Source organism: Massilibacillus massiliensis (assembly GCF_900086705.1).
Classification (GTDB): domain Bacteria; phylum Bacillota; class Negativicutes; order FLKF01; family FLKF01; genus Massilibacillus; species Massilibacillus massiliensis.
Genome location: NZ_LT575483.1, coordinates 1,402,053 through 1,414,502, shown reverse-complemented (window position 1 = coordinate 1,414,502; position 12,450 = coordinate 1,402,053). Strand labels below are relative to the sequence as shown.

Annotated in this window: 11 protein-coding genes; all 11 read left to right on the top strand. The window is 40.8% G+C overall.

Annotation, left to right across the window (positions count from 1 at the left end; all coding sequences use genetic code 11):
* The first annotated feature begins 18 nt into the window (after nucleotides 1-18).
* Nucleotides 19-663: a bifunctional 2-keto-4-hydroxyglutarate aldolase/2-keto-3-deoxy-6-phosphogluconate aldolase gene (locus BN6559_RS06930; protein WP_110954036.1), complete on the top strand. Its 645-nt coding sequence runs from the start codon at nucleotides 19-21 to the stop codon at nucleotides 661-663.
* Between the two features lie 516 nt (nucleotides 664-1,179).
* Nucleotides 1,180-1,707, top strand: coding sequence for an N-acetylmuramoyl-L-alanine amidase (locus BN6559_RS06925; RefSeq protein WP_110954035.1), 528 nt, complete (start codon nucleotides 1,180-1,182; stop codon nucleotides 1,705-1,707).
* A gap of 186 nt (nucleotides 1,708-1,893) precedes the next feature.
* Nucleotides 1,894-3,249, top strand: coding sequence for a phosphohexomutase domain-containing protein (locus BN6559_RS06920; RefSeq protein WP_110954034.1), 1,356 nt, complete (start codon nucleotides 1,894-1,896; stop codon nucleotides 3,247-3,249).
* 15 nt (nucleotides 3,250-3,264) lie between these two features.
* Nucleotides 3,265-4,140: a UTP--glucose-1-phosphate uridylyltransferase GalU gene (gene galU, locus BN6559_RS06915; protein ID WP_110954033.1), complete on the top strand. Its 876-nt coding sequence runs from the start codon at nucleotides 3,265-3,267 to the stop codon at nucleotides 4,138-4,140.
* Nucleotides 4,141-4,250: 110 nt separating this feature from the next.
* Nucleotides 4,251-5,726 carry a glucose-6-phosphate isomerase gene (locus BN6559_RS06910; RefSeq protein ID WP_110954032.1) on the top strand — a complete coding sequence of 492 codons (1,476 nt, stop codon included), beginning with the start codon at nucleotides 4,251-4,253 and terminating at the stop codon, nucleotides 5,724-5,726.
* Between the two features lie 380 nt (nucleotides 5,727-6,106).
* Nucleotides 6,107-6,643, top strand: coding sequence for a hypothetical protein (locus tag BN6559_RS06905; protein WP_110954031.1), 537 nt, complete (start codon nucleotides 6,107-6,109; stop codon nucleotides 6,641-6,643).
* An 11-nt stretch (nucleotides 6,644-6,654) separates the two neighbouring features.
* Nucleotides 6,655-8,016, top strand: coding sequence for a secretin and TonB N-terminal domain-containing protein (locus BN6559_RS06900; RefSeq protein WP_199883814.1), 1,362 nt, complete (start codon nucleotides 6,655-6,657; stop codon nucleotides 8,014-8,016).
* 16 nt (nucleotides 8,017-8,032) lie between these two features.
* Nucleotides 8,033-8,701, top strand: a complete 669-nt coding sequence (locus BN6559_RS06895) for a response regulator (RefSeq protein WP_110954030.1) — start codon at nucleotides 8,033-8,035, stop codon at nucleotides 8,699-8,701.
* Between the two features lie 879 nt (nucleotides 8,702-9,580).
* Complete coding sequence (locus BN6559_RS06890; RefSeq protein WP_110954029.1) at nucleotides 9,581-10,225, top strand: precorrin-2 dehydrogenase/sirohydrochlorin ferrochelatase family protein; 645 nt, start codon at nucleotides 9,581-9,583, stop codon at nucleotides 10,223-10,225.
* Nucleotides 10,194-11,510 carry a glutamyl-tRNA reductase gene (gene hemA / locus BN6559_RS06885; RefSeq protein ID WP_110954028.1) on the top strand — a complete coding sequence of 439 codons (1,317 nt, stop codon included), beginning with the start codon at nucleotides 10,194-10,196 and terminating at the stop codon, nucleotides 11,508-11,510. Before BN6559_RS06890 ends, hemA begins: the two co-directional genes overlap by 32 nt.
* Nucleotides 11,473-12,402, top strand: coding sequence for a hydroxymethylbilane synthase (gene hemC, locus BN6559_RS06880; RefSeq protein ID WP_110954027.1), 930 nt, complete (start codon nucleotides 11,473-11,475; stop codon nucleotides 12,400-12,402). The genes hemA and hemC overlap by 38 nt, the downstream gene beginning before the upstream one ends.
* Nucleotides 12,403-12,450 lie beyond the last annotated feature (48 nt).

Here is a 12,450-nt window from a genome sequence, read left to right as displayed (position 1 = left end):
TGGATTTAGGAGGTTATGATGGATAAGGAAAAAGTAATTGCAAAAATTAAAGAACTAGGTGTGGTTGCAGTGATTCGCGGCGAGGATGCTGATGAAGGTGTAAAAATTTCTGAGGCTTGTATTGCCGGTGGCGTGACGGCCATAGAGGTTGCATTTACAACACCGGGTGCACATGACGCGATTAAAACACTTGTGGATCGATATAAGGATAATGAAAATGTAATCATCGGTGCCGGGACGGTACTTGATCCAGAAACTGCCCGCATTGCGATTCTAAATGGTGCTGCGTTTGTAGTTTCTCCGTCTATCAATTTGGCAACGATCAAACTTTGCAATCGCTATCGTGTGCCTTGTATGCCGGGAACGACTACGATTGAGGGAGTCTTGACCGCGATGGAATCCGGCGCGGATATCATTAAAATCTTCCCGGGAGAAATCGTTGGTACGAAGTTGATCAAAGCAATCAAAGGCCCGGTACCACAGGCTCAGATGATGCCAACCGGTGGTGTCACAGTGGAAAATTTGCATGAATGGTTAAATGCCGGTTGCGTAGCAGTTGGTGCCGGTGGAAGCCTCACTGCCGGAGCAAAAACCGGCGATTATCAGCTGGTTACAGATTCCGCTGTAAAATTCGTTGAAGCTGTGAAGGCGGCGCGCAGATAGAGAAATCGTGGACAGATAGGCCGCGGGTCGGCGATAAGCACCCATCTGCGTCGTTGCATGAAGGTGCTGTTCGTCGACGTACGACAGTACGACTCCTTCACATCCCCTTCATGTGCCTAGCATCTGAGTACTTCTCACCAACCGGCAACCTATCTTCGTACTAGTTTATAAGTGGAATGGATTTTAGCAGCTCGTATTTACATATGTGAATACGAGCTGTTTTGTTTATTTTTGCCTGTCGCATTTTAATGCGGCAGTTCTTTCGTTCCCCTGGCCTTTTCCGGAAAAATACGTTCCGAAGGATGAAAAATGACCAGCTTACGTAAAGAAATCCGTTTGTCTGAGCGAAGCGAGTTAAGGATTTTAGTAAGCTGGTCATTTTTCAAGTATTTTGGAGGTTTGTGGCCTAGACTTTTTGTTTCTTTTGTGTCAATGACAAAAGAAAGGTCTTTTCCTTAATGGCATTTCATACTCTATACTCAGAGCTTTTATTTTAATAAAGAGGAGCGAACCAGTTTGAAGGTCGTGATCAATGGAGGACATTATCCAGGGTTAGATTGTGGGGCTGTGGGGGCGTTTGTCTGTGAGGCAGATATTACAAAAACAGTTATGGCACTCACCTGCTATTACTTGCAGGCAGTGGGATATGAGGTCTTGGCAGTGCAGGAAAATGAACTTCAAGACATTACGAATTACAGTAATGCTTTTGGGGCGGATTTGTTTGTGTCTTTGCATTGCAATGGTTACAGCACAAGCGAAGCTTATGGTACGGAGACTTATTTTTATAGTCGTAATGGGCGGACTTTGGCTGAGTGTATACAAGCACAAATTGTCTCTAGTCTGGGAACTTATGATCGAGGCGTTAAAGAAAATCAGGCATTGTATGTCTTGAGATATACAGAATGTATTGCTGTTTTAGTGGAACTGGCTTTTATCACCAATAAAGAAGACGAGCGGCTATTGCTCTATCGTCAGGACGATTTTGCCAGAGCGGTTGCAAGGGGAATTACGGATTATGTACAGTTGTTAAATGAGAACAGTTAGAAGTTTCGGTAAATCCTTCATTTTGTACAGGATTTTATGACGGATATAACGAATATTTACTAAAATTAGAATTTGTTATACATCTATTTTAGTAATATTTTTAGTCATGGCTCATAAGATGATAAAGTAGTCTTATTTTAGATGATTTGGAGTCATAAAAGCATGATGAGATGAGGAGATGAGTAAATGGAGTTAAAACGTACTGCATTTAAAGCCTATGATATTCGGGGGAAATATCCGGATGAAATCAATGAAGAATTAGCTTATCGTATTGGGCGTGCATATGTTGAACTTTTTAACGCAAAAAAAGTAGCAGTTGGGCATGATATTCGTTTATCCGGACAATCTATACAAAATGCGCTTGAATTGGGCCTAACCGATATGGGTTGTGATGTGGTTGATATTGGGGTATGTGGAACGGAGCAGATCTACTTTGCTACGGCACATTTAAATTTAGATGGTGGTATTATGATTACAGCGAGTCATAATCCGAAAGACTATAATGGGATGAAGTTTGTACGGGAAGAGTCGCGTCCGATCAGCGGGGATACGGGGCTGAGAGAAATTGAAGAACGTGCAGTTACGGGTACCTTTGAGCCTGTAGTCGGTATTAAGGCTGGCAAAGTAATCTGTATAGACGTTTTAGAAGAGTATGTAAAACATTTACTTACTTATGTTGATAAAAGCGCATTAAAACCATTAAAAATCGTTGTAAATGCTGGGAATGGTGCTGCGGGAGCGGCTATCGATGTTTTGGAGAAACATTTGCCATTTGAATTTATCAAGGTAAATCATGAGCCGGACGGCAATTTCCCGAATGGTGTACCGAACCCGATTTTACAGGAAAATCGTGAAGCAACAGCAAGTGTTATACGGGAGCATAAAGCTGATGTCGGCATTGCCTGGGATGGCGATTTTGATCGTTGTTTTATGTTTGATGAAAAAGGTGACTTTATTGAGGGCTACTATATGGTCGGCTTCATTGCGCAGGCTTTTCTACGGTCGAATCCCGGGGCAGGAATTATTTACGATCCGCGTTTGATCTGGAATACAATAGAATTGGTGGAAGAAGCGGGCGGCAGACCGATCATGTGCAAAACTGGACATGCTTTTATTAAGGAACGTATGCGTAAAGAAGATGCCGTTTATGGTGGAGAGATGTCAGCACATCATTATTTTAAAGAGTTTTCTTTTTGTGACAGCGGTATGATTACTTGGTTGCTTGTTGTAGAATTGATTTGTCGCTCTGGTAAGCCATTCTCGTCTCTGATGCAGGAAAGAATGGAACGTTATCCGATCAGCGGAGAAATTAACCGTACGGTAAAAGATCCAAAAGCAGTTCTTGAAAAAATTGAAGCACATTATGGAAAAGATGGCGTTGTGACAAAAGTGGATGGTCTCAGTATCGAGTATCCAAATTGGCGGTTTAATTTACGTATATCCAATACGGAACCGGTGATTCGCTTGAATGTGGAAGCACGACAGGATAAAATATTATTAAAAGAGAAAACCGATGAATTATTAGCAATGATTCATGCATAGTCTGGAGTTTTGAAGATGAAAAAAATTCGCAAAGCAATTATACCAGCTGCTGGAATGGGAACACGTTTTTTACCAGCGACGAAAGCGCAGCCGAAAGAAATGCTGCCAATCGTTGATAAACCAGCAATTCAATATATTATTGAAGAAGCCATTGATTCTGGAATTGAAGAGATTTTGATCATTACTGGACGCAATAAACGCTCAATTGAGGATCATTTTGATCGTTCTGTAGAGTTGGAATTACAACTGAAAGAACAGGGAAAATATGAATTGTTAGGGTTGGTAGAGGAAATTTCAGATATCACGGTGCATTTTATTCGCCAAAAAGAAGCGAAAGGGTTAGGACATGCTGTACTTTGTGCCAAGCAATTTGTTGGTAATGAACCGTTTGCGGTTATGCTTGGTGATGATATTGTTGATGCGGAAGTGCCTTGCCTTCGGCAGATGATGGATGTTTACAGAGATTTCAACGGATCTGTTCTAGGGGTGCAGGAAGTACAGAAAGCTAAAGTTTCCAGTTATGGTATTGTAAATCCGAAGGTGATAAAAAAGAATGTTTGGCAGGCGTTGGATTTGATTGAAAAACCTTCCCCAGAGGAAGCGCCATCTCAGTTGGCTGTGCTTGGACGATATATTTTGGAACCGGAAATTTTTGATCTTTTGGAAATGACAAAACCGGGACGTGGGAATGAGATTCAACTTACGGATGCAATTTGTCAGCTTGCGGCGGTGCAGAAAGTTTATGCATATAATTTTTCCGGCAGACGGTATGATATCGGTGATAAGCAGGGATACCTGGAAGCTACGGTAGAGTATGCACTGAAACGTCCGGAACTGCGGGACAAGTTTCTGGAGTATTTAACGAAGACCGTAGGACCCTTGTTAAAATAGTATTGTTGCTTGCCGTATTTTCCTCTGGTATTTACTTGAAGTCCAAGAACTGGTTTAGTATAATAAAATAAGTTTTAGTTATACTTTTGAGAAAAGGAAGGTGCTAAAAAATGAGTTCTAATAGTAAAAGTGCATGTGTTTTAGAGTCGGGGTTTTGTTTTGATTATGAAAATCTTTTCGGTGAAGGCAAAGTAACGGCTGCTGATTTAAAGGAATATAGTGAAGCGTTAAAAAAAGCGCATGAGGCGATGAAAGTGATGCGCGATACGGGCGTAATTCGCGGGCATTTGTCTAAGGATGGCGCGCCGGAAAAGGTATTGTTCACTGAATTGCCATACATAAAAGAAGGCAATTTAAATTCGCCATCTTCCATTAGGCGATTAAAAGATTTTTCAAAATCGGTGCAGAATCGTATAGATGCAGTAATTTCTTTTGGAATTGGTGGATCTTATTTAGGCAATAAAGTATTGTTTGATGTTCATTGCGGTGAATTTTGGAATAGTATGTCTACGGAAGAACGCAATGGATTTCCAAAGGTATATTTTAGCGGAAACAACATTGACCCTAGAAGAACAACGGACCTAATTGAGCATATTGCAACGAATGCAAAGATAAATGAAGCACATGGGATTCAACGTCCATATCGTCTAATGATGATTGTGATTTCTAAATCGGGTGGTACGTTAGATACGATGTCAAATTTCATGGTTGCTTATGAGGCTTTGAAAAAGTATCCGAATATTGAAATTGAAGTTGTTGCAGTAACGGATCCAAATGAATCGAATATGACATTACTTAAAAAACTTGCTACAGACGAAGGCTGGCCAACGTTTAGCGTTCCAGATGGCGTTGGCGGACGTTTTTCAATATTCTGTGAAGTGGGCTTGGTGACAGCGGCTTGTATCGGATTTGATATTGAAGATTTCTTAGCCGGTGCTAGAGCGATGGATCAAGTTTGTCAGACGGATGATATTTGGCAGAATCCAGCGATGCTCAATGCAGGCTTAAAATTTATTGCAGCGAAGAAATATGGCAGAACAATTGAAGTTCTGATGCCATATGCAGATTATCTGAAATCCACTTCGGAATGGTATATCCAATTATTAGCCGAATCATTAGGCAAAAAATTTGATAAAGAAGGCAATGTTGTAAACAATGGCAGAACACCGCTTGTTGCTGTTGGAACAACGGACATGCATGCACAGACACAGCAGCATCAGGAAGGTGCACTGGACAAAATTGTCCAATTTATCAAAATTGATAAATGGGCAGTTGATCCTGTGATTGCCGATGCCTTTCCAACGGTAAAAAAATTATCGGATATTTCTGGCATTCCAATGAGTCAAGCTTTAGAAGTTGCCAGACAGTCAAATGCAAGTGCGCTTGCTTCGGAAAATCGTTTTAATGCGGCTTATGCTTTACCAGAATTAACGCCGTATCATTTAGGTGAACTGCTTTATATGCTTGCTTTGTCTGTTTCTTATGAAGGGGAACTTGCCAATGTAGATGCATTTGATCAGCCTGGAGTAGAGGCTTATAAGCGTATCATGGGTCCTCGGTTACGAGAGATTAAGCTTAGCTTGTAGACAACAAAATAAGGACAGATAGGCAGCGGGTCGGCGATAAGCACTCATCTGCGTCGTTGCAACAAGGTGCTACTCGTCGACGTACATGAGTACGACTCCTTCGTATCCCCATGTTGCGCCTAGCATCTGAGTACTTCTCGCCAACCGGCAACCTATCTTCGTACTAGTTTATAAGTGGAACGAATTTCGTTATCTTCTAAGTTATCGATATAAATATAGTATTTGTTTGCAGTCATAGAAATACCGCATTTTTGATGTGTCATCTCTATGCATAGTTTATTTTGTAAACAATTTGGAATCCTGTCATGAAGTGACAGGATTTTTATTTTTTTTATAGAATTTGTTATTTTATATAACTTTGTGGAAGGTTTAGAGAAAGTATGGAGAATTTGCTGAAAAGACTTCGAGATGATAAGCTTATTTTGAAGAATAAAAGAATGCTTTTGCTTTTTGGGGGAAGTATTTTTATTGGCTTATTTGTAATTTTTTTGACAAAAGAATCTCCTGCGGAGACCGTGATCGTAGAATCGGAGACGAAACAAATAGGGGAGAAAACACAAAGTTCGACGGCGTTTCATCCAGTTCCCCGTGCTGATGATACTAAGATGAGAGATCCTTTTGCTGCGCCAAAGAAAGCGCAGCAAAAGATAGAAAAGACGAAGGTAAAAAAGGAACCGGAATCCAGTAACAGTAGTTATACAAGAAAAAATCCTGTGACGATGTCTGACAAAACTCCTGTTTTAACAGGTGTCATCAGCAGTGAAAATCGTTTTATTGCGATTATAGAATATGATGGTGAGAGTAAACAATGTCTGCAGGGAAGCGTAGTGGGCGTTTATAGCGTGCGTGCAATTGATGAATTTCGTGTAATCTTAAATGGACCAAACGGAGAGGTTGTATTAACGGTTGGACGGTGATGGATTTGTATTTGTCAAAAGTATTTCGGTGGATTATATTTACAGGAATTATGGCATGGACTGACGTTTTAGGACAATCGTACAGTGTCGCAGAAGGTGCTGAACTGGTATCATTAAATGTAGTAAACGCTGAAGTACGCGATGTACTAACATCACTGGCAAAGCTAAGTGATCACAATATTATCGTAGATGATTCAATAAAAGGGAAAATTACGATACAACTGCAATCCATTGATTTTGATACAGCCTTAGACTTGATTGCCCAAACAAAAGGACTAAAGTATCAGTTGCAGGGGGATGTAGTTATTGTTGGCGAAAAAGAAATGATGAGCCAAACCTTCGGTACGTTGCATGTTTTTTCTTTAAAGTATGCTGATCCAAATATGGCTGCACAATCAGCAGCGCTTGCTTTAGGAAAGATGGATGCGAAACCAATCGCAAAAGAAAAGTCCGGGGAAACAGATCTGCAACCGGTTTATCCCGCACAATTGTCTGTTGATCTGGCGACGAATTCGCTTTTATTCTATGGGACTGAGCCAGAAGCAGAGAAAATTCGGTTATTGCTCTCCAATATCGACATTCCTTATCAGCAAGTTTCTTTAGAAGCTAAGGTAATTGCCTTGAACAAAGACGCTGCGAAAAACTTGGGGATTGAATGGGAATGGTCGAAATTTCCCCAGACACCGGAATATGAAACTACGACTGAAACGCAAACGAGTAGTGTCTGGAATGCGGTGACCAATCGTTATGAAACTGTCAGACAAACAGTGCCGACAGAAAAAATCACAAGGAAATGGAAGGATGGCACGGAGGGCGTTCCCGGTGTAATTCGTTTTGGGCATGATGTGAGTGGGCATCCTTTTGAAATGTATTATGCAGGGCGATTAAGTGCACTTGTCAGTGATGGGAAAGCAAGTATATTAGCGCGTCCAAATATTTTAACGGTGAATGGAAAAGAAGCAGTCATCAATATTGGTGGAGAGGTGCCCGTGCCGACTGTAGCGGTCACAAACTCGACCACAACGACATCAATTGTGTATCGTGAAGCCGGTATTATTTTAAAATATACGCCGCGTGTCAATCAGGATGGTTATATCACAGCAACTGTACATACTGAGGTGAGTTCACCCTATTATGTTGCTGATATTAAAGCTTATAAGTTTAATAAGCGTTCGGCAGATACTGTAGTTCGATTGAAGGATGGAGAAACGATGGTGATTGGTGGATTGATTGGCAGTGAAGAGAACAAAAGTTTTGCCAAAATCCCCTTTTTAGGAGACTTGCCGATCTTGGGTCATTTTTTTAAGTCTACCAATCAAAGTAAAAGTGAGTCAGAAGTGTTGATATTTCTTACAGCGAATATTGTAAAATAGAAAGAAGTGAGTTCGTGTGTCAATTAAAATTTTAATCGCCGATGATCATTTGTTGTTAAGACAAGGGATTCGGATGGTATTAGATCTTGAAGATGATTTAGAAGTTGTCGCCGAAGCAGTCGATGGTCACGAAACATTAGCAAAAACAATGATGTTGCAGCCGGATATTTTACTTTTGGATTTGAATATGCCGATTTTAAATGGGATTGAAGTAACCCAAAGACTGCAAACAGCACAGATTGATACTAAAATTATTATGTTAACAATTCATGATGATGATAATTATGTAATAGAAGTATTAAAAAACGGTGCAATGGGGTATTTGCTGAAAGATGTAGAACCTGAAATGCTCATTAAGGCAATTCATATGGTGCACGGTGGAAGTGCTTTTGTGTATCCGGAAATTGCAGAAAAATTATTTGGTGCTGCCCAGTGTGAAAACGTAGGTGATCGTGCCGAAGAAATTTGGCGGGAACGTCGCAGTGAACGGTTAACTGCCAGAGAAATGGATGTATTGCGCTGCATTGCCAAAGGGTTTAGCAACCAAGAAATCGCGCAGGCTTTATTTGTCAGCGAAAAAACGGTGAAGAATCACTTGACCAACATTTTCCGCAAGATTAATGTAAACGACAGAACACAGGCTTTACTCTATGCGCTTAAAAATAAAATTATGACATTAGAATAGACAAACTATGGACAGATAGGCCGCGGGTCGGTAACTTATCTTCGTGCTAGTTTATAAGTGGGATGGATTTCAGAAAAAGTGCGCTTCATCCTAAAAAAGGTGATGATTCACTAATTTTTTAGTGAAACATCACCCTTATTTTAAACCTTGACAGTATAATCTTTTGATATTATGATAATTATATGAAAGGTGCTACTGGTAAACGGTTCACCTAACAAAAGATATAGGGAAATCATTAAAGATTAATCGCTAAACTCTGGCTAGGAGGGGCGGTTAATTCTTTTTTATTGCGATAATGTAACCTGTAGCAAGTATTAGCAATACATAAAGCTCCATAGTTCCCATATGCTCACCCCATTTCATTGGGGAAGGTAAACCGCCTACCGTTTTCGTAGCACCTGCTTGCATTATAGCAGACGCTGTCAAAATGATGCAAGAATAAATTTCATCTACTACTTTGTCTACAGCCTGCCTGTCGCATTTTAATGCGGCAGGTTTTTTCGTTCCCCGGCCTTTTCCGGAAAAATATGTTCCGAAGGATGAAAAAATAGTGGCTTGCGTGAAGAAATCCGTTTGTCTGAGCGAAGCGAGTTCAGGATTTTAGCAAGCCGCTATTTTTTTTAGTGTTTTGGAGGATTTAGGCCTAGACTTTTTGGTCCTTTTGTGGCAATGACAAAAGGACGGCTACCTTATTGAATATATTTATATTATAATTAAATGATTGTGTAATACCCAATCATTCGATTATAATATAAATATGAATATCATTCATTTATAAATTTAATTCATTTTTTTGAAAATAGGATGGAAATTCATTTAAAAAAGCGATATTATATTATAAGGTGTATTTAGGCTTATTTTGGCGAGGTGAGAAGTACAGTGGCTGTTTATCCGGTGAATCTAAATATTGAGGGTAAGCCATGTGCTGTGATTGGCGGAGGCAAGGTTGCGTATCGGAAAGTGAAGGCTTTATTAAAAGCCAAGGCGAACGTAACGGTAATAAGTCCGATGCTGGTAGATGAGTTAACGCAGTTCGTTGAGCAGGCTGCTATCATGCATAGTGCAAAGGTTTATAGCCGAGGCGATTTAAATGTTTATTTTCTTGTTATTTGTGCGACTGATCATAGCGAGGTAAATCAAAAAGCTGCTTTAGAAGCAAAAAAAGCGGGGGCGCTTGTGAATATTGTAGATGATGAAAGTTACAGCGATTTTATTGTGCCAGCACAAGTCAGTCGCGGTGATTTATTATTTACTGTGTCTACAGGTGGGAAAAGCCCTGCATTGGCAAGGCAGCTTCGAGCAGAGCTTGCAGACACCTATGGTATGGAATATGAAATGTATCTAGATCTGGTAGCAAGGATTCGTTCAGAGTTAAAAGAAAATCTTAGAACGAGCCAAGAACGTGGTGAGTTTTGGGAAAAGGCGATGAATCAGAATATACTTGATTTGCTAAGACAAGGAAAATTAAACGAGGCGGAGGCTAGAATTAAAGATGCAATTGGTAGTATTGGGTCTGAATCATAAAACAGCACCGGTTGGCGTGCGTGAATGTTTTTCCTTATCGGATGATAAGGTCAAAGCGGGACTTAGGCATATAGATGAATATGAGCAAATTCATGAAGCCGTGATTATATCAACTTGTAATCGTAGTGAAGTCTATGTAGTTGTGGATGATGCGGAAGAAGCTTTACCGGCATTGAAGCAATTTTTATATGATTTGGCAAGTAGTGATGAGGATGCGGAAGATTATATGTTTCATTACTATGACGAGGCATGTATTACGCATTTATTTAAAGTTGCAGCAAGTTTAGATTCTTTGATCATTGGCGAGGGACAAATTCTCAGTCAAGTAAAAAAAGGATATTGGATTGCAAAAGAGGCCGGTACGACCAGTACCGTGTTAAATACATTATTTCATCGAGCGATTGCAGTAGGAAAACGAGTGCGTACGGAGACGAGAATTGCTTATAGTGCAGTTTCGGTCAGTTATGCAGCGGTAGAATTGGCTAAAAATTTATTTGGTGATTTATCAAATTCCAATGTGTTATTGCTCGGTGCCGGACAAATGGGCGAGCTTACGGCAAGGCATTTGGCTGATCAAGGCGTGCAAACTGTCTTTGTATCAAACCGCCGCTATGAACGTGCGGTAGATTTGGCGAAGAAATTTAATGGGCAGGCAGTCCAGACGGAGCATGCAATGAACTGTGCGGTGAATGTAGATATTGTAATAACTTCTACTGGTGCACCGCATTATATCGTGAAGGCGTGGGAAACGCAGCAATTGATGACAAAACGTAAGGGGAAACCGATTATTTTCATTGATATTGCTGTGCCGCGCGATGTTGAACCAGAAGTAGCGAATATCAAGGGTGTTCGTTTATATAATATAGATGATTTAGAGGCTGTGGTAGACTCTAATATAAAAGTGCGGGAGCAAGAAGCTGCGCTTGCAGGGAAAATTGTAGCAGAAGAAGTGGAAGAACTGGTGAATAAGTTCCGCTACTTATCTTTTCGGCCAGTTATGGCCTTATTGACAGATAAAGCAGAGCGTATACGGCAGCGGGAAGTTAAGCGGGCAATGGCGAAATTATCTGATATTACGCCAGAAGAACGCAAGATCATGGAAAATATGTCAAGAATGATTGTGCGTAAACTTCTTAGAGAACCGATGGTGAAAATCAATAGTGCAGCCGGTACGGGAAATGAAGAATATTATATCAAAGCTATGCGGGATCTTTTTAAACTTGATACAATAGGAGAGAAAAGAAAAATTGAGAAAAAAACTAGTTATCGGTACGCGCGGCAGTAAGCTAGCGCTTTGGCAGGCAAATCATATTGCGGATTGTTTACGCAAGCAGTATCCTGATTTGGATGTGATATTAAAGCATATTACGACGACCGGCGATAAAATTCTTGATGTACCATTGGCTAAAATCGGCGGAAAAGGCTTATTTACAAAAGAACTGGAAGCAGAAATGCTGGAGGGTACGATTGATTTAGCCGTGCATAGTCTGAAGGATATGCCGACAGAATTGCCGGAAGGTTTGACTTTGGCGGCGATTACAAAGCGTGTAGATCCGGGGGATGCGCTGATTAGCCCGGTATATAAAACACTGGAAAATTTGCCGCAAGGAGCAAAAGTAGGAACTTCTAGTCTTAGAAGGAAAGCACAGCTCTTAAGTGCTCGACCTGATCTTCAAATTTGTGAATTGCGCGGTAATGTTGATACAAGATTGAAAAAATTGGATACAGGCGATTTGGATGCCATTGTTTTGGCTGCGGCTGGCTTAAAACGCCTTGGCTGGCAAGCGCATATTACGGAAATTTTGGCGAAAGAAATTTGTTTGCCGGCTGTAGGACAAGGTGCACTTGCAATTGAAGCACGGCAGCATGATGCAGAAGTTTTAGAGCAATTAGAATTTTTAAACGATAGAGCAACACGTTATGCGGTGACGGCGGAACGCGCTTTTTTAAAAACGGTTGAGGGCGGTTGTCAGGTACCTGTCGGCGTATTTGGACGACTCGATGAAACGAAGCTTACCGTAGAAGCAATTATCGCAACGATAGACGGACAGACTGTGATCAAAGACTGTATTACCGGCGATAAAGAGGCGGCGGCTCTACTTGGAAAGCAGCTTGCCAATCGTATGCTCGATGCCGGTGGACGTAAGATTATGGTTGATTTAGGCTGTATGGTGTAAGAATAATATATAGGTCAGGTGGAGCGAGCGTTTTCACCTGACTTTTTT

Coding starts and splice junctions, on each gene's coding strand:
- BN6559_RS06930 (WP_110954036.1), top strand. CDS start 19: ATGGATAAGGAAAAAGTAATTGCAAAAATTAAAGAACTAGGTGTGGTT.
- galU (WP_110954033.1), top strand. CDS start 3,265: ATGAAAAAAATTCGCAAAGCAATTATACCAGCTGCTGGAATGGGAACA.
- hemA (WP_110954028.1), top strand. CDS start 10,194: ATGCAATTGGTAGTATTGGGTCTGAATCATAAAACAGCACCGGTTGGC.
- BN6559_RS06920 (WP_110954034.1), top strand. CDS start 1,894: ATGGAGTTAAAACGTACTGCATTTAAAGCCTATGATATTCGGGGGAAA.
- BN6559_RS06905 (WP_110954031.1), top strand. CDS start 6,107: ATGGAGAATTTGCTGAAAAGACTTCGAGATGATAAGCTTATTTTGAAG.
- BN6559_RS06910 (WP_110954032.1), top strand. CDS start 4,251: ATGAGTTCTAATAGTAAAAGTGCATGTGTTTTAGAGTCGGGGTTTTGT.